This window comes from Paludibacter jiangxiensis (assembly GCF_001618385.1).
GTDB classification, from domain to species: Bacteria; Bacteroidota; Bacteroidia; order Bacteroidales; family Paludibacteraceae; genus Microbacter; species Microbacter jiangxiensis.
Window position 1 is genome coordinate 108,574 of sequence record NZ_BDCR01000004.1, and the last position, 23,071, is coordinate 131,644.

18 protein-coding genes are annotated in these 23,071 nt (G+C 44.4%); 6 read left to right on the forward strand and 12 right to left on the reverse strand.

The features are described 5' to 3' along the window. Positions 1 to 25: 25 nt before the first annotated feature. Positions 26 to 1,405 carry a tetratricopeptide repeat protein gene (locus PJIAN_RS10680; protein WP_068704890.1) on the reverse strand — a complete coding sequence of 460 codons (1,380 nt, stop codon included), beginning with the start codon at positions 1,403 to 1,405 and terminating at the stop codon, positions 26 to 28. A 266-nt stretch (positions 1,406 to 1,671) separates the two neighbouring features. Here PJIAN_RS10680 and PJIAN_RS10685 point away from each other — a divergent pair, with 266 nt between their 5' ends. The 5 genes from PJIAN_RS10685 (at position 1,672) to PJIAN_RS10705 (ending at position 9,611) form a co-directional block, all read left to right on the forward strand. Then, on the forward strand, positions 1,672 to 2,076 hold the full coding sequence (locus PJIAN_RS10685) for a hypothetical protein (RefSeq protein WP_068704891.1): 405 nt from the start codon (positions 1,672 to 1,674) through the stop codon (positions 2,074 to 2,076). Positions 2,077 to 2,249: 173 nt separating this feature from the next. Then, positions 2,250 to 3,542 (forward strand): TolC family protein, encoded by a 1,293-nt coding sequence (locus tag PJIAN_RS10690; RefSeq protein ID WP_084252385.1) that lies wholly within the window; start codon positions 2,250 to 2,252, stop codon positions 3,540 to 3,542. Between the two features lie 193 nt (positions 3,543 to 3,735). Further along, on the forward strand, positions 3,736 to 4,839 hold the full coding sequence (locus PJIAN_RS10695) for an efflux RND transporter periplasmic adaptor subunit (RefSeq protein WP_068704895.1): 1,104 nt from the start codon (positions 3,736 to 3,738) through the stop codon (positions 4,837 to 4,839). Between the two features lie 98 nt (positions 4,840 to 4,937). Beyond that, positions 4,938 to 8,126, forward strand: a complete 3,189-nt coding sequence (locus tag PJIAN_RS10700) for an efflux RND transporter permease subunit (RefSeq protein WP_068704897.1) — start codon at positions 4,938 to 4,940, stop codon at positions 8,124 to 8,126. Between the two features lie 177 nt (positions 8,127 to 8,303). Continuing rightward, positions 8,304 to 9,611 carry a carbohydrate porin gene (locus PJIAN_RS10705; protein WP_068706405.1) on the forward strand — a complete coding sequence of 436 codons (1,308 nt, stop codon included), beginning with the start codon at positions 8,304 to 8,306 and terminating at the stop codon, positions 9,609 to 9,611. Positions 9,612 to 9,656: 45 nt separating this feature from the next. On the opposite strand, the gene PJIAN_RS10710 is transcribed toward PJIAN_RS10705, so the two are convergent. The 5 genes from PJIAN_RS10710 to PJIAN_RS10730 all read right to left on the reverse strand — a co-directional run bounded on the left by PJIAN_RS10710 (position 9,657) and on the right by PJIAN_RS10730 (position 14,977). Then, entirely contained in the window at positions 9,657 to 11,528 is a 1,872-nt protein-coding gene (locus tag PJIAN_RS10710) for a TonB-dependent receptor plug domain-containing protein (RefSeq protein WP_068704899.1), read from the reverse strand. A gap of 249 nt (positions 11,529 to 11,777) precedes the next feature. Beyond that, the gene (locus tag PJIAN_RS10715; protein ID WP_068704901.1) at positions 11,778 to 12,761 is read right to left on the reverse strand and encodes an aldo/keto reductase; all 984 of its coding nucleotides are present in this window, start codon (positions 12,759 to 12,761) and stop codon (positions 11,778 to 11,780) included. 118 nt (positions 12,762 to 12,879) lie between these two features. Beyond that, positions 12,880 to 13,413, reverse strand: a complete 534-nt coding sequence (locus PJIAN_RS10720) for a flavodoxin family protein (RefSeq protein WP_068704903.1) — start codon at positions 13,411 to 13,413, stop codon at positions 12,880 to 12,882. Next, positions 13,376 to 13,819 (reverse strand): cupin domain-containing protein, encoded by a 444-nt coding sequence (locus tag PJIAN_RS10725; protein ID WP_068704904.1) that lies wholly within the window; start codon positions 13,817 to 13,819, stop codon positions 13,376 to 13,378. The genes PJIAN_RS10720 and PJIAN_RS10725 overlap by 38 nt, the downstream gene beginning before the upstream one ends. A 9-nt stretch (positions 13,820 to 13,828) precedes the next feature. Further along, positions 13,829 to 14,977 (reverse strand): iron-containing alcohol dehydrogenase, encoded by a 1,149-nt coding sequence (locus PJIAN_RS10730; RefSeq protein WP_068704907.1) that lies wholly within the window; start codon positions 14,975 to 14,977, stop codon positions 13,829 to 13,831. A 189-nt stretch (positions 14,978 to 15,166) separates the two neighbouring features. Between PJIAN_RS10730 and PJIAN_RS10735 the strand changes: the two genes are divergently transcribed. Further along, the gene (locus PJIAN_RS10735) at positions 15,167 to 16,063 is read left to right on the forward strand and encodes a helix-turn-helix domain-containing protein (protein ID WP_068704909.1); all 897 of its coding nucleotides are present in this window, start codon (positions 15,167 to 15,169) and stop codon (positions 16,061 to 16,063) included. A 492-nt stretch (positions 16,064 to 16,555) separates the two neighbouring features. On the opposite strand, the gene araJ is transcribed toward PJIAN_RS10735, so the two are convergent. The 6 genes from araJ to PJIAN_RS10765 all read right to left on the reverse strand — a co-directional run bounded on the left by araJ (position 16,556) and on the right by PJIAN_RS10765 (position 22,980). After that, positions 16,556 to 17,713: an MFS transporter AraJ gene (gene araJ / locus PJIAN_RS10740; protein ID WP_068704912.1), complete on the reverse strand. Its 1,158-nt coding sequence runs from the start codon at positions 17,711 to 17,713 to the stop codon at positions 16,556 to 16,558. Positions 17,714 to 17,738: 25 nt separating this feature from the next. Continuing rightward, a complete protein-coding gene (locus tag PJIAN_RS10745; RefSeq protein WP_068704914.1) occupies positions 17,739 to 18,656 on the reverse strand; it encodes a DMT family transporter in 918 nt (305 codons plus the stop codon). Next, positions 18,646 to 19,635, reverse strand: coding sequence for an adenosine kinase (locus PJIAN_RS10750; protein ID WP_068704916.1), 990 nt, complete (start codon positions 19,633 to 19,635; stop codon positions 18,646 to 18,648). The genes PJIAN_RS10745 and PJIAN_RS10750 overlap by 11 nt, the downstream gene beginning before the upstream one ends. Positions 19,636 to 19,821: 186 nt before the next feature. Continuing rightward, positions 19,822 to 20,226 (reverse strand): hypothetical protein, encoded by a 405-nt coding sequence (locus tag PJIAN_RS10755; protein ID WP_068704918.1) that lies wholly within the window; start codon positions 20,224 to 20,226, stop codon positions 19,822 to 19,824. A gap of 380 nt (positions 20,227 to 20,606) precedes the next feature. Then, complete coding sequence (locus PJIAN_RS10760) at positions 20,607 to 21,077, reverse strand: hypothetical protein (RefSeq protein ID WP_153802551.1); 471 nt, start codon at positions 21,075 to 21,077, stop codon at positions 20,607 to 20,609. A gap of 361 nt (positions 21,078 to 21,438) precedes the next feature. Next, positions 21,439 to 22,980: a TlpA family protein disulfide reductase gene (locus tag PJIAN_RS10765; protein ID WP_068704922.1), complete on the reverse strand. Its 1,542-nt coding sequence runs from the start codon at positions 22,978 to 22,980 to the stop codon at positions 21,439 to 21,441. Positions 22,981 to 23,071: the final 91 nt, after the last annotated feature.

Sequence of the window (23,071 nt, forward strand, 5' to 3'; positions counted from 1 at the left end):
ACTATCAGATTAAGTCAAACTTTATTTACTTATAAGGCAATCGGGAAATCAATATCTTTTCTGGACGGTTCTCAGAATCTGTGTCGTAGCTATAATAAATGGCAGAGGCCCATTCGTCGGGTTTGGATACTTTGGGGCCTAAGGTGATTTGTTTTACCAAATTGCGGATATTCACCAATTCTATATACACCTTGGGAGGATTGGATTCACGGGCACATTTTTTCTCAAACTCTATTCCTTTGATGACTAACCGTATTTCATTTTCGTTTTTGTAGGCATCGCTTTTAAACAAAAAAGCAATGCTGTTTAGGTATTTTTCCAGAACCGGACGATCTTCTCCCTTGTATTGGGTTACCTTCTCTTTTAGCTCTTGCATCAGGGTATTCAGTTCATCTTCGACTACTTTCTCTGCACCTGGAATGTGGAAATTAGGGTTCGTGGTATCGTGATCCCAATAGGCTACCCGGTAGAAATTAATATCGTCTTCAATCTTTCTATTGTTTTCTGTTTGCCCCTTTGTCAACAACAAATTAATCTCCTCGATAAAATCTTTCATCTTTAAAGTGATGGCACATCCTTGGGCCTCCACTCCATCTTCTTTGCCATAGAAACGCCACAGGTTCAGATCATCATACTTCTCTTCCGCCACAAAGCTACCGATAAAAGGTTTTGGTGCAAATGGTGCTGCAATCAAACCATCCGGTTTACAATTAAAAGATTGGTATTGCAAATAATTAAAAAGCTCGGTACCCTCCGAAGTGTCATTCAGAAAACTGCCTTCCGAAATCCGAAATAGATTATCTTCATCCAAAATCAATTTTCTAAGAACTGACAATCCTGTATAATGGGCAATGCCTCCCTCGGTAGTCAGCAACAGCTTCTTAATTCTCGAAGTCAACTCTTCAATGGCCGCTACCTCTTTATCCTTGATTTTTTCACGAAGTTCAATTATAAAATCTTTGGCTCGCTTTGCCCATATGTCATTTTTTTCTGGTGTAATATCTAAATATGTTTCAAAGTCTCTTATGCACGTTTCTAACTCCCGCCCACTTTCTCTTTTTGCGAGCCCTTGGTTATAATAAGCATCGGCATATTCAGAATTTAATTGTATCGCTTTATCATAATCGGCAATAGCCTTTTCATATTCGCCTTTATTGTACAATGAAAGACCTCGGTTATTATAAGCAGCGGCAAGATTTGGGTTTATGGCTATGGTCTTGCTGTAATCTGCAATGGCTCCATCATACTTTTCTTGATCATCCAATGCCATACCTCGAATATTATACAATTCTGCCTCTTTATGCTGCTCCAATACCTCATCGGTCAATAGATCGATTACCTCCTGGTATTGTTTCTTATCATACAGTTCTTCTGCTTGTTGGTATAATTTTTCTGATGTTGCCATAGCATTTAGGGTTGATGGTATCGGGGCGTTCTCGTCAGATTATATTTGCATTGCAAACTTAATATTTATTTTTAACAAAAAAGAAAAATATATGTACGTTAGAGATAATAGGTGAATGGATTGAATGTCTTCAAAATCAGAGTTCATTATGCCATTAAAGTATTGAGCGCTTTTCCCACTTAATGCCTTAATAGTTTGTTGTTCTTGAATTGTTAAAATTTAACACATACTTATTGTAAAAGTGTTGCTATCTTTGCACCGTGAATATGAGAGCATCTGTAAAAAATATTGCCGGTACGTTTATCATCCTGCTGATTGCCCTGCAAGTGGTCAATCTCAGTGTCGATTCGGTCGATTTCTACACACAGACCAACAGCCACTCTGCTATGGATGACCAGGATTACACCGACTCCATGCTCGAATTTGTGGTGGAGAACATGCTCGGCTTCTCCAAACATACCCTTCACGACAAAGCCAACAACAACAGCACCTCCAAAATGCAGCAGAACAGCATGCACTGGGATGTGAAACTCTTTTATACCACTACGCCCAAATCGGCTGTGAAAGAGTTGGCCGACAACCGCTTGTCTTATTTCATCACCAACGATAAGGCAGTAACGCTTTACTACAGCGAGGTAAGTCCCAAGCCTCCGCAATGCATCTTTGCCTGATCTTCCGATCGGGAACCATCTCGTTATACATCTTTTGTGCCGTCGCTCTTTTCCTGACCGAAAAGAGACTTGATACGTGCTTATACATTCAAAAAGTGTATTCAATTTGCTATATAACAAGGCTATGTGGCAATGTAAAGTAATACCCATTAATCATTCATTTGAGATTGACTATGAGAAAAATTGTAATAGTTTTAACGACTTGCCTGAGCTTGCTGTATCCTTACAACAGCCGGGCACAAGGCATCACCAGCCTGCGAACCGATACGATAACGATGCGGCTGGACAGCGCCGAAAATATCTTTGTCCGCAAAAATTTCACCTTGCTGGCGCAGCGTTACAACATCGACGCTCAGAAGGCACTGGTGTTACAGGCAAAGCTTTTTCCCAATCCGACGTTTAGCTTCGGGACCCCGCTTTATCAGACAGCTACCCACAAATATTTTCCAACGGGAAAGGAGGGCGAAATCTCCATGGGGTTGTCGCAGGTTATTATGCTGGCCAACAAGCATAACAAACAACTGAAAATCGCACAATCGAATGCGGAACTGTCCGAATACCAGTTTTATGATTTACTACGGACACTGAAACATACCTTGCGAAGCGATTTTTTCAACATTCACTACCTGATGCAATCTGCCAAAGTGTATCAAACCGAAATAGAAGGTTTGCAGCGTATGGCGGATGCTTTCGACCGGCAAAAGGGGAAGGGCTATGTTTCCGAAAAAGAGGTGGTGCGTATCAAAGCACAGCTCTACAGCCTGCAAAATGAATACAACGACTTGCAGCAGCAGATTGAAGGATTGGAAAGCGAGATGCGGCTTTTGCTGCAAACGCCCTCTGTTGTAGTTGTGCCCAACGTGAACGAGCAAAGTATTAACACTCTGAATGCGCAGCAATACCCCATTGCGAAACTGATCGATACGGCCTACACGGAACGCCCCGACCTGAAGATTGCCGGACTGAATACGAAGGTCAGCACCCTCAATCTGCAATTGCAAAAGGCAATGGCCGTGCCTGACCTGACATTACAAATGAACTACGATCAGCAAGGAAGTTATATCCATAACCTGGCAACCGTTGGATTCAGTATCGACCTCCCGTTTTTGAACCGCAATCAGGGAAATATCAAATCGGCGCGAGCGGCCGTGAAACAAAACGAGGCTGGTTATCTGGCCGCGAAAGCCGGTGTGGACGAGCAAATTTTCAATGCACTGCAACGGGCAATGGAGAACAGCGCACTGCTGCAAAAACGCGATCCGTCGTTCGACCGGGATTTTGACCGGTTGTCGGATGAGGTATTGAAAAACTACCGGTCGCGCAACATGAGTATGCTCGACTTTCTCGATTTCTACGATTCGTACAAGGAAAATAAAGTGCAGACCGAAACCTTGAAATTCAATCGCCTGAGTGCCTTCGAAGATCTTAATTTTTATACCGGAACAGATCTGTTTCCGTTGAAATAGAATAACTAAATAAACTCAACCATTAAGGCGTTAAGAAGTATTAAGGAGACTTAATCATCTTAATATCTGAATGGTAAAATGATGTTTAGAGTAGTCATCATAAAAAATGATACGCTTTTTGATTATTAATCAGACAACATCATATCCGTTTTTAAGGCTAAATAAATTTTTGTTTAAAGAAATTACTACCGAAATGAAACAAATAAATAGATACCTTTTCAAATCAATCGTTTCAGTGCTGCTATTATCGGCATTTTTCACCTCGTGCCAGAGCAACAGCAACAGCACAACTCAACAGTCGAAATATGTACTGCCCGATTCACTGGTAAAAACCCTGCAATTCGATGTTGTGAATACGGCTCCTCTTACCAACACCGTTACGTTGACCGGCAAGGTTGGATTTAACGAAGATAAGGTGGCCAAAATCTATCCGATGGTGAGCGGAACTATTCAACATGTCAAAGTGATGCTTGGCGACTACGTGAGTGCCGGTCAGGTGTTGGGAGTGATAAAGAGCTCCGAAATGGCAGGCTTCAGTAATGAGTTTGTCAATGCACAAACCAACCTGAGTGTTGCCAAAAAGAATTTGGATGCCACGCGTGATATGTATAATAGCGGGTTAGCGTCGCAGAAAGATCTGTTGGCAGCTCAGGCCGTTTACGAACAGGCGCTGTCGGAACTGAGCCGGGTGAAGCGCGTGTTGCACATTAACGGAGGCAATACTAACGGTGACTATATCGTGCGTTCGCCGGTAAGCGGCTTTGTAGTCGAGAAATTTGTCACCGACAACATGTCCATCCGTGCCGATAACGCCACCAATCTTTTTACTATTGCCGACCTGAAGAATGTTTGGGTGATTGCCAATGTTTACGAATCGAACATCGGTTTGGTACACCTCAACGACAATGTGAATGTGACCACTCTGGCTTATCCCGGTAAGGCATTCAAAGGCAAAGTCGATAAGATTATGAACGTACTCGATCCGGTCAATAAGGTGATGAAGGTGCGCATTGTGTTGCCCAATCCCGGCTACCTGCTGAAACCGGAAATGTTTGCCAAAGTGGAGCTGAAAGATAACGGACATCATGCGGCGATGTGCGTTTCGTCGGGAGCCGTGGTCTTCGATCAGAGCCAGAACTATGTGCTGGTCTACAAAAGTCCGTCCGATATACGCATCGTACAGGTGAGTGTTCTCAACACAATTGGCAACAAAACCTTCATTTCCGGCAACATCCAGCCTGGCGAAAAGGTAATTGCCTCGCAAGCTATTTTGATTTACGAAGCGCTGAATAGCTAATCGCAAACCGGTATCAGTAGACAAAATATAAAGAAGAGAACCAGTTTCAGTCGTTAATTGTCAAATTGGCACATCTTCAAATTAGCACATTGATAAACATGAATAAACTGATAAAAAACATCATAACCTTCTCGCTCAAAAATCAATATTTCATTTTCGGAGCGACATTGTTATTGCTTATTTCGGGAATTATTGTTTTCAGGAATATGCCTATCGAGGCATTCCCTGACGTCACCAATACCGAAATAACGATCATTACCCAATGGTCGGGACGTAGCGCGGAAGAGGTGGAAAAATTTGTTACCATTCCCATCGAAATCGCCATGAACCCGGTGCAAAAGAAGGTGAGTCTGCGTTCGAGCAGTATTTTCGGCCTCTCCTATATCAAACTGGTTTTCGACGATGGCGTGCCTGACAAGGATGCCCGTATTCAGGTAAACAATTTGCTGGCCAATGCAAATTTACCAGAAGGCGTACAGCCATCCGTACAGCCGCCCACCGGGCCTACAGGAGAGGTATTTCGTTACACACTGCGCAGTACTTTCCGTGATCCGCGGGAACTGAAAACACTGCAGGACTGGATTGTCGATCGGCAACTTCGTGCGGTACCCGGCGTAGCCGATGTGGTTAGTTTCGGCGGCATGGTGAAAACCTACGAGATTAAGGTGGATCCGGGCAAACTAAGTACGCTCGGCATCACGCCTCTTGATCTGTATTCGGCACTCAGCAAGAGTAATATCAATATCGGAGGCGATGTCATCACCAAAAACAATCAGGCTTACGTGGTGCGGGGTATTGGTTTACTGAACGATATTAACGAGATTAAAAATGTTGTTGTCCAAAATATTAACGGTATTCCGGTGCTGGTGAAAGACGTGGCCGATGTGGAAATATCCCATCTTCCGCGGCTGGGATTGGTGAGTCGTGCCGATTCTCATACTGACGCATCGGGCAAACGAACGGTGAGCAAAGAAGATGACGTGGTGGAAGCCATTGTGGTGATGCGCAAGGGTGAAAATCCGACACAGGTCATCAACGCCGTGAAGGACAAGGTGGAAGAGATAAATAAACATGTATTGCCGCACGACACTAAAATTGTTCCGTTCTACAACCGCGAAACGCTTATCAACTTCGCCACCGGCACCGTACTACACAACCTGATAGAGGGTATTTTGTTAGTTACGTTGCTGGTATCGCTCTTTATGTTCAACTGGCGCACCACGCTCATTGTTTCTATCATCATTCCGCTTGCATTGCTGTTTGCCTTTATCTGTCTCAATTTGATGGGCATGAGTGCCAATCTGCTTTCGCTGGGTGCGGTCGACTTTGGTATTATCATCGACGGAGCGGTGGTGATGGTCGAGGGGCTCTTTGTGGTACTCGACCGGCAGGCAAAGGAGGTAGGGATGGAGCGTTTCAACAAACTGGTAAAGACCGGTCTTATTAAAAACAACAGTATCCGCCTGGCAAAAGCTATTTTCTTTTCCAAACTGATTATCATCACCGGCTTGTTGCCCATTTTCGCCTTTCAGAAGGTGGAGGGTAAGATGTTTTCGCCCTTGGCCTACACACTGGGATTTGCCCTGCTCGGAGCATTAATCACCACTTTGACGCTGGTACCGGTGCTGATTAAATTGTTGCTGAAAAAGAATGTTCAGGAGAAGCACAACCCGATTGTGGACTATATTACCCGCAAACTGATGGCCGGTTTCGATTATACCTATCGTCACAAGAAAGTGTCGCTGATTACGGCCGCTGTCATTATTGTCGTCGGACTGGGATCGTTCAAATTTCTGGGTTCGGAATTCATTCCCGAAATGAACGAAGGCGCCATCTGGCTGCGGGCACAGCTGCCGTATTCCGTTTCGCTCGACAAATCCATCGAAGTCTCGAAGCAGATTCGCAGTATTGTGATGACGTTTCCGCAAGTGCAAAGTATTGTGGCGCAAACGGGACGACCCGATGACGGAACTGATGTGGCCGGGTTTTATAATAATGAATTCGACATTCAGCTTTATCCCGAGAAGGAGTGGAACCCTCGCATGAGTAAAGAGGAGCTGATTGACGAGATGAACCGTAAGCTTTCTGGAATTCCGGGTGTGGATTTCAACTTTTCGCAACCGATTACCGACAACGTAGAGGAGGCGGTTTCGGGGGTAAAAGGCTCTATTTGTGTGAAAATTTTTGGCGACTCTCTTAACTACATGGAAGATAAGTCGAAAGAGGTATGCAACATGCTGAAGACCGTGCGCGGCATCTCCGATTTGGGTGTTATTCGCAATATTGGGCAACCGGAACTCGATATTGAACTCGATCAGCAAAAAATGGCATTCTATGGGGTTTCTACTGCCGATGCCAATGCAGTTATCGAGATGGCAATTGGGGGAAAGGTGGCCTCGACACTGTATGAAGGTATCCGAAAATTCGATATTCGCATCCGTTTCCCCGAGCAATACCGCACCTCTTTGGACGATATTGGTAACCTGATGGTTCCTACGTCGAGCGGATCGAAGGTGCCTGTGAAAGAGATTGCTTCTATTACCATGAAAACCGGTCCATGTCTTATCTTCCGCGATGACAACCGCCGTTATTCTGCTGTCAAATTCTCTGTTCGTGACCGCGATATGGGAAGTGCCGTGCAGGAAGCCCGTGCCAAAGTGGATCGGGCCGTGCATCTTAAAAAAGGATATGACATGGTTTGGCAGGGAGATTTTGAGAATCAGCAACGTGCCGTCAAACGTCTTGCTCAGGTGGTTCCGGTCAGCCTGATTCTCATTTTCCTGCTCCTTTTCATCATGTTTGGCAACATGAAGGATGCCGGATTGGTGTTCCTTAATGTGCCTTTTGCCATTGTGGGCGGTATTGCGGTGCTATTTGCCACACATACCAGCTTCAGCATTTCGGCAGGTATCGGTTTTATCGCGCTTTTCGGTATCTGCATCCTGAGCGGGGTATTACTGATAAGTGCTTTCAAGGAGAATATCCATGCTCGAAAGAAAGAGAAAAAGATTCTTCAGCCTGCTGTTCGCGAAGGGGTTCGCCAAATGATCCGTCCTGTGGTGATGACAGCGCTGATGGCAGCCATCGGGTTACTCCCGGCGGCGCTGTCGCACGGTATCGGATCCGAAAGTGCACAACCGCTGGCGCGCGTAGTGATCGGAGGTATTCTGTGTGCCATGTTCTTTTCGTTGCTTGTTTTCCCGCTTATTTTTTCGTTGGCTTACCGGAATATCGATAAGTTCCACCACAAAAAGCTGTGGGACGATGTGAAGGACGAAGCCGAATAAAACCGGCTGCTGTATTTCCAAGGTTGACCGAAAGTGAATCTTCCAGTCAACCTTGGAAATTACGATACAAGAAAGAGGCAATAATATCTCAGAGCTCTTTTCCCGGTGTAACTTTGTGATGAATCAACAATCTTAATTCAAAAGCCGTTACTCATTTATTCAATAAACAACATGCGTATGATTAAAAAACTACTTATCTCTATATTCCTGTTTTCAAGTTTCTCTCTACTTGCCCAAACGGCCGACTCACTGAAAGCCGAACGCCTGTCGGTTCATTTTCAGTCGACAGTGATTCGACAAATGAAACCGGCTTTCCATGCTGCATATTCCGGCATCAACAGTCTGTCGCCCCGTGAAGATGCTCAGACTTCGCTAACATCCACGCTCTTTTTAGGACTACGTTTATGGGATGGTGCATCTGCCTATTTCAACCCCGAATTGAGTGGCGGATCAGGATTAAGCGGAGCCGTGGGAGTTGCTGATGCATTGAATGGTGAAACCTACCGCATTGGGAATCCGGCACCTCAAATATCGCTGGCCCGCCTTTACGTCAGACAACTCATTGCACTCACTGACAAAAGAAGCTATCAAAACAGCGATATGAATCAACTTGGAGGATGGATTCCGGAACGTTATGTTTCTATTTCTATCGGGAAATCTGCCATTGCTGACTTTTTTGATGGTAATAAGTTCAGTCACGATCCACGCTCGCAGTTTATGGCATGGTCGCTGATGGACAACGGAGCATGGGACTATCCGGCCAATACGCATGGCTATACCGAAAGTGTTATACTGGAATATGTTTCTCCCACACATGAATTGCGTTATGCCGCTTCGTTGCTTCCAAAAGCTCCCAACGGTGAAGGACTGAACTGGAATATAGGCAAAGCTCTTTCGCACAGCCTTGAGTACACGCATAAGCATACGATAGCCGGTCAGGAGGGAGCAATTCGTCTATTGGGTTATTTCTCCACCGCCAATATGGGGAGTTACAGTCAGAGCCTTGCCAATCCGTCCGACATCGCCTCGACCCGTGTTTATGGACATACCAAATACGGTTTCGGAATCAACGCCGAACAAAATATCACCGGCGATTTGGGCTGTTTTCTACGTGCCGGATGGAACGACGGACATCATGAAACTTGGGCTTTTACGGAAATTGACCGCACGTTGAGCGGCGGCTTTGTACTGACAGGACAACGTTGGAAGCGCAGTAATGACAATATCGGACTGGCTTATGTCATTTCGGGACTCTCAAAAGATCACCGCGACTTCCTTAAGGCGGGTGGCAATGGCTTTATTCTAGGCGACGGAACCTTACATTATGCACCCGAACAACTGGCCGAACTCTATTATTCGGCCGAAATGAAAAAAGACATGCTTTACCTTACGGCAGCTTATCAGTTGCTTGTCAATCCCGGATATAACAAAGACCGTAGCGGACCGGTCAATGTATTTTCCGTTCGCTTACATGTGAAAATATAAAGGTTGTTTCGCTTTAGGAAATCAGCCGGATTACGACGATTCAAACTAAAATTTCAGATTAAAGCCTCCCATGGTAGTTGCTTTTGGCATAGTGAAACCGGCGTTGATTTCATAGTGTTGTGCCAACAGGTTTTCGCCGCGAACAAACAGGCTGAACTGACGGCTCAGTTGGTAACTTCCACGAAGATTCCACAGAACGAAATTCTCCTGACTCACAGGGCTAACGGAGGTGTAGAGTCCGTTGATATATTGCACTCCGGTCGATACCATCCACTTACCACGGGTAAAATCCACCCCGGCAAAAAGCTTGTGTTCGGGAGCAGCCACCACCGGATATTTCATGTGCAGCCAGCTGTAGTTAGCCGAAAGCATCCATGAAGCATTGATTCGGTAACTGCCGTTCAATTCGATACCACGGTTTTCCACTTTTCCGGTGTTGATATTAATCGGACGGCCGTTCTGAAACACCGTCTGAATCATATTATCGCCGTTGATATAAAACAGGTTAATGCCATACGACAACGCATTGCTGAGCAGTCGCTGTGACCAGGAAACCTCGTAATTCATCATTTTTTCGGGCAATAAATTCGGATTTTGAGGAGGGAACATATACAATTCGCGCATGGTCGGGTTGCGGAATCCTTTACTTACCAATGCTTTCAGTTCGGCAGTTTGTGGCAGATGCAACGACACGCCGGCCTGTGGTACCAACTCTGTGCCGGTGACCGAAAAATGATCGACCCGTAAACCGGCATCCAGTGTAATCAGCGAACCGAGCGTTTGGCGAACGTCGGCATATCCGGCCACTTCTTCTTCAACTTTATCGGCAATGTTAGTGCTGCTGGTAGTAAACTGATTCCAGGCCTTTCCGCCGACATTCTGATAGTCAACGCCTACTGTTATCCGGTTGCCTGTAAAGAAACTTGCGCTCTGATACCAATTGATACCGAACAAGCGATCGGTGGAATGAAAAAGGTAGGTTGGGGGAGTATTCCCGGCATAATAACCGTCATTTATTTTGTGATTACCCCAGTTGTAATAAAACATGAATGCGCCGGAAGTGTTGCCGTAATTGTTTTCAAGGGAAAGCGACGACATGCCGCGGGTTATGTGGGAATCGTTGTCCAGAATAGGTTTGGTAACAGAGCCCGGATTGGACGCATTGAAATGAGTAATATTCACATCGGCATACAGTTTCCATTGGTTGCTGAAATCATATCCCATCTTAGCGAAACCGCTTAATTGCTCAAATTCCATGTTAGCACGGTGTCCATCACTGCGATTGTATGAAAAGGAAGCAACACTGTTGAAACGTCCTTTTTTGACAACGTTGGATGCTTCTGTTATGAGTGTGTTGAACGAGCCGTAACCCATTTGGATGCTGTTTTTTACACCATCTTCCTGCGTCTTGCGGGTAACAATATTGATGACACCACCCATTGCATTTGATCCGTACAACACCGAAGCCGGCCCGCGTACCACTTCCACCTTGTCGGCAAGTAACGACTGGTAAGCATCTGCCAGCGGATGCCCCATTAAGCCCATGTATTGCGGATGCCCGTCGATAAGAACCAACAGTTCGGTGGTGGGGCTTCCCCCGATACCGCGCAGACTCATTCCGCCGGCAGCTCCGGTCGAGACGCCGTAACCCATGATGCCCCGGCTGGTGGTAAACAATCCCGGAACCTGTTCGGTTAGTATGGGGAGCAATGATTGCTCGTACCGCTGACTAATTTGCTCCCGGTTTACCACCGAAACGCTCATGGGTAGATAGCGCTTGTCGGTTTCGTTTTTGGTGCCAGTTACTACTACTTCATCTATTGTGTAATGCTTTGAAACACTGGTTGTATCTTTTTCAAGTGCCGAAACGGACACAAACGAACTGCATATTAAAATACTGGCTAATAAATTTCTCATTCTTGGTTGGCTTTACTCAATTCTGCTTTTTGTGCAAATTTCGGCCAAAGATAAGATTTACTCCGCATTTCCATCTATTAATTCAGGACAAATTGTGCATTGAAATTTCAGAAGAATCGACAACCCTGGTATTAAAGTCTTCGGGTACAAACATCGAGGATGGAAATATAACAGATGCCGGTAATGTATTTTGTTTCAAATACACTACCGGCATACTTTGGCCTCTTGGGCTATTGTTCTGTCAAGACGCTATCTGTCAATCATTTTTGCATTGGCAGGGGCATACCGATCGCCCTGCAGGTTAATTTTAGAGGCAGCTTCTTCAATCCGTTGCAAATCATCAGCGGTTAATTCCACATCAACAGCTCCGATATTTTCGTTGAAACGATGCAATTTAGTCGTTCCGGGAATAGGAACAATCCACGGTTTCTGAGCCAAAATCCAGGCCAAAGCGATTTGAGCCGGAGTAGCTTGTTTTTCAACTGCGATATTGCTCACCAGATCAACCAATGCCATATTGGCTGCACGGTTTTCGGCAGAAAAGCGAGGGGCCGTGTTGCGGAAATCGTTTGCTTCAAAAGTGGTGTCTGCCTTAATTTTTCCGGTCAGAAACCCTCTGCCCAATGGACTGAACGGAACGAAGCCAATACCCAGTTCCTCTAGTACAGGCATTATTTCAGCTTCGGGTTCACGCCAAAACAGGGAATATTCGCTTTGCAAAGCGGTTACAGGTTGAACGGCATGAGCCCGGCGAATCGTTTTTACTCCGGCTTCCGACAATCCAAAATATTTGACCTTGCCCTCTTTAATCAAATCGCCGACCGTACCGGCCACGTCTTCTATAGGCACTTCAGGATCTACCCTGTGTTGATAAAACAGATCGATAGCTTCCACCCGCAGGCGTTTGAGAGAGGCCTCACACACTTCTCGGATATGTTCGGGCCGGCTATTGAGTCCTCCGGCAATAGCACCCAAATTGAAGCCGAATTTAGTGGCAATGACCACTTTGTTTTTGAAGGGCTCCAGGGCTTCACCAACCAACTCTTCGTTGGTAAAAGGACCATACACTTCGGCTGTATCGAAAAAAGTCACGCCGCTTTCCACAGCCTTGCGTATCAGAGTAATCATCTCTTTTTTATCGGCCACAACTCCGTAACCGAAGCTCATACCCATGCACCCTAATCCTAATGCAGAGACTTCGGGCCCGTTTTTTCCTAATATTCTGGTTTGCATAATTTGTGTTGTTTGTTCAAATACAATTGCCTATCCTGATTTTTGTTAGAATTATATAAGTCCTAACGGACTATTTTCAACTCCTGATTTGCCTGTCTTATAATCAGATAAGTTCGTTTTATAACGATGCTCCCATGCGGTAAGCCTCATCCATGACAGTTTTGCCCTTAACCTCTCCTTTTTGCCAGACGCCGGTACCATAAATCACGCCCTTTTCCGTAGCACCATCCAGACAATCGGTAAAGCCCCGGAACGATTCCAGTGTCCTTTCCAACGAGCTTTTGTTACCATCGGCAGCTGTCATGATAAAGCAAAACTCTTTGTTGCTGATTTCTGTATAGCGTGCGCAACAGCGATCGATCAGGGTTTTAATCTGTCCGTTCAACGAATAAAAATAGACCGGAGTCGCCATTACAATCACATCGGCATCAATCATCTTTGCCAGCACTTCGGTCATGTCGTCCTTTTGGGAACAAACCCGCTTGTCGTAACACGCACCGCAACCGGTACAATAATGGATGTTTTTGTCCTTTACATAAATTTTCTCAGTCTGATGACCTGCCGATTGTGCTCCTTTCATCAAACGATCGCACAATAAGTCAGAATTGCCTCCTTTACGCGGACTTCCCGATAATACCAATACTTTCTTCATTTTTTTCCTGTTTTATTGCATTCCTATACTCTTCATCACTTACCGGTTCGTGCCAGGTAACCTGATTATTGCTTGCTTTGGGAGTAATCCCCACATGCACAAATTCGCTGGTAGCTGTTGCTCCGTGCCAATGCAGCACATTGCGTTTAATTTCTACCACATCACCGGCTTTCAGTAGTTGAGCAGGCTTTCCTTTCTCCTGATAATAACCTTCTCCAGAAGTGCATAATAGCAATTGACCTTCGGAATGTTCGTGCCAATAGTTACGGGAACCGGGAGCAAAGGTTACGTTATAACTCAATAGATCATAAGTTGCAACGTCTGTAATCAGCATCTCCACCCAGGCATCGCCGGTGAAATAAGCAGGAGCTTTTTGTCCTTTGGGAAAGATTTCGTTTTTGTTCATTCCTGTAAATTACTTTGCATTTTCCAATACAGTGCGTATCATCTCTTTGGTATAAAGCGATGTTGCTCCCCATAGCCCGGCTACCTCCGATAATTTCTCAACCAGCATCGGAATGTCGCTTTCGGGAATATTGCCCTCTTTCAAAGTAACCGGAGTCCCGATTTTCGAATACCATTGCGTCAGTGCTTCGATGCCGGCATCTGCACCTTCTACATTGAACATATTTCGGGCAAATTGTTCGAAACGTTCGGGAAGGTTATTCTTTTGCCATTTCATCCAGGCAGGCATAATAATCGACAAACCTGCACCATGCGCAATGTTGTATTCAGCGGACAGCGTGTGTTCCAAAAAGTGGGTATCAAAACGGTTGCCTGCAACACCACAAAAGGTTGTAAAGTTTAAAGCCTGGGTAGCCGCCCATGCAAATTCGGCACGCGCTTCGTAGTTGCCTGCGTCAGCCAGTAAAATCTCGGTAGTACGCATTACCGTTTTTAGTATATTTTCAACGTATCCGGCCATGTATGCAGGGAGATATGTTGCCGAGAGGTACATATCCAGACTGTGTGCAAAAATATCGGATGCCGAATATGCCAGATAGTCATTGGAAACGGTAGCCTGTAGTTCGGGATTTATAACCGAAACCGTCGGGAAGGTTTCCGGCCCGGCCAGACTGAGTTTTTGTTTGGTTTGGTCGTTGGTAACTACCGCATAGTTGTTCATTTCGCTACCGGTAGCGGCTAGAGTCATAATGTCGAAAATCTTTAAAGCCTTTTGCGGTTCTGCCTTATGAAGGAAGAAATCCCATACATCGCCGTCGTATTTTGCCCCGGCTGCAATGGCTTTGGAAGAGTCGAGCACCGAGCCTCCACCAACAGCCAGCACGGCTTCCAGACCTTTACTTTTGGCTATTTCAATACCCTCATACACTTTGCTAAGCAGCGGATTACTCTGTACGCCGCCCAGTTCTTCAAAGTTGATGCCATTTTCGGTTAACGATTGGGAAACAGTATAAAACAGTCCGCTCTTTTTAATGCGGTCTGAGCCATACACGATTAATACTTTCGATACACCATATTCGGCAATGTATTTTCCGATATTTGCCTCTTTCCCTTTTCCGAATTCAATGCGGGTTGGGTTGTAATAATTAAAGTCATTCATAAGTTTTCTGTTATTTGTTTGGTTCTACAATTCATTTCATATTTTCGACGATGCAAAATTACGGGTAGAAAACGACCAGTCGTTTATACGTATTACTGATGTTTATACCATTTTTACTGATAATGATCAGCGGAAATTTTTTATTGCAATAAGGGCGTTATCTTTGCATCAAATTTAATGCAAATTACTATGGATGAGTTAACAAGAATAGAAGATATTTCAAAATATAACGAAATGCTTGGAGTGGAAACGTTCCATCCGCTGGTAGCCGTGATTGATTTTTCGAAAGCGAAGCAGATATGTCAGATGCGACGTTATATGGGACTGTATACCATGTTTTTGAAAGACGTCAAATGCGGAGATATCAAGTATGGCCGTAACTATTACGACTATCAGGAAGGTACGCTGGTGTTTGTTGCGCCGGGTCAGGTGATGGAGGTGGAGAACAGCGGAGAGATTATTCAACCGAAAGGGTGGGCTCTGGTATTTCATCCCGATCTGATTCACGGTACTTCTCTCGGTCAGCATATCAAGGATTACACCTTCTTTTCGTACGAGGTGTACGAGGCCCTTCATCTTTCGGAGCAGGAACGGCAAATTGTACTGGATTGCCTGCATAAGATTGACTTCGAACTTCGTCATGCTATCGACAAACACAGCAAAACGCTGATCGTGACCAATATTGAACTCTTGCTGAATTACTGCGTACGGTTTTATGACCGGCAGTTTATCACCCGCAGCAATGTCAATAAGGATGTGTTGGCGCGCTTTGAGAAACTATTGGGCGACTATTTTCTGTCCGATACGCCTCAGCTTCTGGGGCTTCCAACGGTAAGTTATTGTGCAGACAAACTCAATCTTTCGGCAAATTATCTGGGCGATCTGATTAAAAAAGAGACCGGCAAATCGCCACAGGAACATATTCAGCTAAAGGTGATGGATCTCGCCAAAGAGAAAATATTCGATACAAGCCGTTCGGTAAGTGAAATTGCCTACGAACTGGGTTTTAAGTACCCGCAGCATTTTACCCGGATGTTTAAGAAGAGTACAGGAGTATCTCCCAACGAATTCAGAAGCCGGAATTAGGGGTGTTTTGAGGCTTACTGAATGTTTTTATGATTCGCAATTCAGAACTTCTATCAAATGAATGAGACGCATGCAATGCGTCTGTACTATTTTAGTTTGTCGGATAGGGAGAAAAGGATATTAGAAAGCAGGAATAGTTATCTCACAGGGATTCCTTATTTGAGATTTTGGCAAAGAATGCTACGTCAGATTAGGATCGGCCTTGTCCGGAGAGCCAAAAAACAAGAGAGGCAAGCGTAAAATTGTCCATTGTTTGAAGCTCCTGACGAAAGGAGGGGGCGAGTTTGGACAATTTAGCTTGACGAACGCCGGTTTTTTGAGCGAAGCGGACATAGTCTTGACATTTTTGCTTCCTTTTTGTGTCAAAACAAAAAGGAAGTCGGGGTTACAGGGGCGGAAGCCCCTTGTCTAATTCTTAAATGTGTAATCCCAGAGTTTTCTCATCATTGCCAGCAAATCGCCTGATATGATGGAACGTGGGCTAATGTTAATTTAGCGTCCGTAGTGGGCGAAACTATAGCGTTTGTAGAAAATGTAAAGCAGCAGGCATCCGGTAAGGGCAAAAGGTACGCCTACCAGAGACGGATAGCGGCAATCGAGTCCGGCGTGTAAGGTGAGGCCTCCGCAATAGGCTCCGATGGCATTCCCGAGGTTGAAAGCAATTTGCACACAGGCAGCACCCAGCATTTCTCCTCCTTTCGAATAGCGGATGATTAGTATCTGCTGCGGACTCGAAAGTGCGAATAGTCCGGTGGTGCATAACATCATCAGTAGTACCGATAACCACGATATGGGCGACAGGAAAAAGATAAGCAGCAAAGTGATGCCTATGGATATCTGAGTCAGTGAGGCAACTTTGGCAGGATTATAGCGGTCGGACAAAACGCCTCCGGTAAGATTGCCTACTACCATCCCTAACCCTGCAAGCACCATCAGAAACGTAATGACGTGCGGATCGAAACCTGATACGTCTCTCAGTAGGGGATTGATGTAACTGTACCATGCAAAAACGCCTCCGTTGCCCAACAGAACAGCTCCTATCAGTAGCCAGGGTGCAGGTGATTTCAGAAAACGAAACTGGCCTCTGAATCCCGAATCGGGCAGGCCGGGTACACGCGGAACCCATTTTGCAATGAATAGCAGGGTGATAATGCTCCAGCATCCGATGAGCAGAAAGGTAATGCGCCATGACAGCGCCACGCTTAGCCAGGTACACAGCGGAACTCCGAAGAGGTTGGCGATGGTCATGCCTGATACCATCAGAGCAATAGCTTGTGATCCTTTTCCTTTGTCGGCCAGCTTGTCGGAGACGATGGTGCCCACGCCGAAATATGCTCCGTGCGGAATACCTGAAATGAAGCGGGCTAACAAAAGCAGGGAGTAGTTTGGTGCAACAGCGGCGCCCAGATTTCCGAGCAGGATAAGGGCAATCAGCGCCAATAGTATGTGTTTTAGTTGAAATTTGCGCGCCAGAATGAGCATGGGAGCTCCTGCGCAAACCCCAAGGGCATAGGCAGAAATCAGGTGACCGGCCGTGTCGATACTGATGAGTAGGTCGTGAGCTACATCGGGTAATATTCCCATCATGGCAAACTCGGACATGCCCAGACATAAAGTGCCAAATGCCAATGCTACAATGCTTTTCTTCATATCATCGTCTCACTTACTTGCTGCCTCACTTTCTCACTTTCTTGTTTATCTGGCTGACGAACAGTCCGGCAATAACTACTACCATTCCAATAATTTGTTGAGCGGGCAATACTTCGTGCAGAATGAGTGCCGAGAAAATGGCGGTGAGTACCGGTAGCAGGTTGCAAAATACGTTGCTACGGGCAACTCCAATGCGTCGCACCGCTTCTGCAAACAGGACAAAAGCAATGAACGAGGCAAAAAGTGCCAAAAGCAACATGCAGACAATGGAATCGGTGCGCCACACTATTTCGTGTAGATGAGGAGCTTCTATTCCCAGAAACAGAGGTAGGAAATAGAAGAAGCCGATAATATTTTGGTAGGTAACCAGAGTAATGCCGTTGTAATGAGCCGAGAGTTTTTTCAGTACTGTGGCATAGAATATAGCCGATGCTACGGCCAAAGCAATGAGTAAAACGCCCGCAGTGTCGGTAGCAGTGGCTTTGTCGCTACCCACAGTGACAATGGACACGATGCCGGCAAATGATACAATAATACCTGCTATATTGGCTTTGCTGATCTTCTCTTTCAGGATGAAATATGCCGAAAACGGAGCAAAAAGCGGAATGGTGGCAATCATCACCGAAGCGATGGTCGGACTGATCCGTTTCAACCCGTAGGTTTCGCCGATAAAATAGAGGAAAGGCTCGAAAAAGGCAAGCAGCAGGAACCATTTAATGTCTTCTCGTCGGGGTAGTTGGAGCTGACGGGTAAATATGCCGAACAGAAACATCACGACAGTGGCTACCAGTAAACGGGATTCGAGCAGCGTAATGACGGTGAACGATCGCAGGGCAATGTTGGTCCATACGTACGAAAACGACCAGAATACCATGGATAGTATAATGGCCGTGTAAATCGTTGGTTTGCTCCACTCGCGGGGAGTGGCCGGCTTATTCGACATTTAACAGCTGTTCAATCCATTTATGAATGTCGCTCCAGCGTTCGTGCTGTATTTTCGGACCAATTTCTTCCACAACACGGGCAGCCAGATACGAACCGATGAGACCGCTCATTTCGAGAGGAAGATCTTTGGCAAAGCCATACAAAAATCCTGCCGCATAAATGTCGCCTGCGCCTGTGGTGTCTACACAGTTAGCCTCAAAACCCTGCACACGAATCACATCGCTGCCGTGTTTGATGAGCGAACCGGCTTTTCCGATTTTTACTACAGCTACCGGGCACATAGCTCCCAGTTCCTGCAGAGCCTCTTCCGGTTCTTTGCCGGTAAGCGCTTTGGCTTCTTCTTCGTTGGCAAACACGATGTCAACGTTGCCGGGAATAATCTCTTTCAGGAAATCGATATTGGCTTCCACTACGTTGAAGCTGGCAAGGTCGAGGGAAACGGTGAGACCGGCAGCCTTTGCCGTATGGATGGCTGTACGGATCAAATCGTAATTCTGAACCAGATAACCTTCTATGTGGAAAATGCGGTAACCCTCAAACAGGGAGGGAACGATATCTTTGGCTTCCAGTTCGGCACTAGCTCCGAGATACGTGCAGAGAGTGCGTTCTCCATCATTCGAGATCATTACAAGGCAGCGCCCTGACTCATTTTCGGACGCGAAAAGCATGGGATTGATACCGTTGGCACGGGCATCGGCCTGATAAAATTCACCTACTTCGTCGGGACCTATTTTGCCTACAAATCCGGCAGGTAATCCTAAGCGAGCCACCGCATTAAGAGTATTTGAGGCCGAACCTCCGGCTACCATATTTTTGTTGTATTCTTCCGTGTGCCCGCTGATTCGGTTCATTGTGTCGCGGTCGATCAGCTGCATGCTGCCCTTGGGCAATTCCAACTGATGAAGCAACTCGTCCGATTCGAGGATGGTTAGTATGTCTACGAGGGCATTTCCCATGCCCAATATTTTGTTACTCATTGTGTTATCTTTAATTAGTCTATCTGACAAAAACGGCACAAAGGTAACAAAAAATGGCGGTATTTTTTTGATTGCCAGCAAAGAATAAAATCAGGGTCAGGGCATGAGGTGATGAATGCACGATAATACCAGCAAAAATCAGTTTATGCCATTAACCATTAACCATTGACAACTAACAATTAATCATTACCCATTATCCATTACTCGGGATTTTACCAGCGCATGGATATCTTGCAAGCCGAGTATTATGCGCCGGAGTTCGTCATCGTTAGGCGTTTTGTATCCGAATCCGTCAAGCGAACAGATGGATTCAAAACGGTTGATTAAACGGCAGGTATCCTGCATTTCAGGTGTGAGGTCTGATTCTACTTCTGCTGCCTGTTTGTAGAGGGCTACCGGCATGTGATGCTCAGCTATTTCATCGTAATGCGATAGTAGAGCGACAAAGAGTTTTTCGCAACACATCGCGGCGATGCTGTAGAGCAAATCGTTGTCGAACCGACTTTTGCGTTCCAGCGTTTTCGATAGCGTTGCGAGGTATTTTGCTCCTTCCTGAAAGAGGTCAAGCGTATTGTCTTTGAGTTTGAACATAGTAAGGCTTATTGCAATTTACAAATCTGATTTTTATGCTGAAATTATCTACCTATTAGCAATATTTGTACAGATGCATAAACTGTGCCATTCCTTTAATGATCAGTAAATCAAATTCATGAGGAGTGTTGCTGGTGGAGTAGGGTGTTCGATTCAGACAAAAATGTAGACAGGCTACATCTCCTTTTACAAAAATGTAGCACCCTGGATAAAAAATGGCAGACCAGTAAGTCTGCCATTTTCCTTTTTTTCTATTTAGTTGTAAATGTCTCGTCCCGTATTAACGGGACTGATTCTATTTCCAGTTCAAGCTTGAGAGAAGCGATATCTTGAACTAGGCAATCTGCCATGCTTACGCCATTAGGGGGGGGCAGGAGATCCTACCATTTTCTGCTTAAAACAATATAAGATTTAGCTTTTCTATATGATGAATCTGTTTTGATAATTTTCAATGACTTTACATATTCCATTAGAAATGGATAATATCTCTGTATGATTGGAGGGTAGTGTTTTGAGTCATATTGTCTTACAAATGGTTTGTTAAAATAAAATATGACTTTTTTTGAAGCTTTATCTATGAGTCTAAAGCGAATTATTCCTAGTCTAAGTGGTCTAAAATTTTTTGTTAAAAAATACAGTTTCATAACAACTACACCTTCGGTGGATATGTTTGAAAGAGAATCAGGAAGCTGAATTTTTTCATTAGCATTCCAATTTTGAATTTCAAATGAGGAGCCTGTCCCTGTTTGAGATTTAGAGGACAATATATTTAGGGAAAATAATAATAATAACACTATCCATATTCTACACATCCTCACCAAAATCAGTTTTTTAATTTTAAATGTGTTCATATTTTGTTGTTTTTGAATTGTTATTTCAGCTCCTCTTGTTCCAAGTTTGCCTGGTGTTAGTTCAAGTTTAGGCGATACCCGTCCCGTCGGATTTGCAATCCGACGACGGAATCGGGAATAAGGATTTGCAATCCGATAAATTCATACAACTACAACCGAGATAAGCCCCAGCTGCCGCACGAGTCCTCTCGTATGGCCGTGCCCTGCTTTGTTTTGCCGCCCGGCTGTTATTGTTAAGTTTTGCTCCATCGTATGGTTTGACCACACGATACGCTCCGCTAATCGTGCGGCAGCGGGGGATAAAGTGGAAATCTAATCTTCATTAAAATACCTTTTTCAATTGCTTAAATTTTAAGTAGTTCTATTGAGACGACAATAATTTTTCCAATTTTCTTATATTACTCGGACGTGGAGCATCCTTATTAATAATATTTCCATCTTCATCCATATAGATATATTGAGGTATATCTATCATTGGTTTGGCATCATAAATGGTCTTACGGATATCTTCCTTCAATATTTCATTTACCATAAAATGATGACCGCTTAATTTCAATGCTATTACATCATGTATCCACCGTTGCTTAAAATCGGGGATATCAATGGATAAAAATACAGGGAGAATATGATGCAATTCTAATAATGAATCTACTCTGTCTTTATAAGCAAACTCTTCTCTACATGGGCGGCACCATGTTGCCCAAAGGTCGATGAATATTTTTTTGCCTTTAAAATAGGTTTCGTGAAGTTCTTTGAGTGATTTCAAATTCTTGGTAACAGCGGAGGTATCGATATGGATGGCTTTGTCAAACGGCATTGCAGTCAATGTTCCCTTAAGTGGTTTTTGGTTTTTAGTAACTGACGGATTCTCTATATTCACATTTTTATCTGTGGTTTTTGAGGATTCTTTTGCTTTTGCAGCCAACCGGTCAATAACCGGCAAATATTCACTGTCAGGATATTTCTCTCTGAAATAGGCAGTGGCTTTTTCTTTATCAAACTCATTCAAGTTGTATATGTATTGAGAAACAATAGTCTCTCCTAACATCTGTCTAAGAATATCTTCCGGAAGAATACCATATGTTCCGTAAGAGCCAAAAACAGGCAAATATCTTTTATCCGAAGAGGATGTATTATGATAAACAACATAAAAATAACCTTGAAAATAGAGTTTTCCCCAACAGTATGTGAAAAGATCATGAGAATAAGGGGCGAAGTTCTCAAAGATTTTGTTCTGACTGTCTCGAATAGCTATACTATCAGCATCTGTAAAATCGCTGTTTCTCACTCTAAAAAGAAGTGCATTATATTCATTAATGGCAAAGAAGTAAATCTCAGCCAATTTGTTTCTTTCCAACATTGTCGCAAACGAGTCGGATATTGAAGTTGCTTTTTTTAGCGAATCAATATAATGTTGAGATGCATCAGCATAACTAAATATATTTCTATAGATCAAAGGATAATTTTTCTTGTTTGCTTTAAATATTGCTTGAATATTCATGCTTGTTGCAGCTGCAACATTTTCGTTCAGCCATTTTTGTCCTGCTGCATTATCTCCGGAAAAAACAACTCCATCATTGCTGGGAATTTGCGGATATATGTCAACGTGTATCTTATTATTCGGCACTATAATAATCTTGAACAAATGTTTGCCAACATCTACAGTGATAATAGAAGGTGACTTTTGTTTAGGAACGAAAGTTACCTCACTTCCATCTTTAATAATTTGACTATATGTTGAAGCCTTGCTATTATAACATCCATCCAGCGGTTCAGCTATGGCGAGACGATAAGTTGAATTTGGGTTGTCATGTACCGTTAACGTGACAATGCTATTCTCCTTGGCTTGTAGTTTTCCAAATGCCAGAATAGTTACCAATGAGATTAAAATTATTTGTTTCATGGAAAATAGATTAGATTCTTCCCGGCCCGTCGGATTTGCAATCCGACGACGGAATCGGGTATAAGGATTTGCAATCCGATAAATTCATACA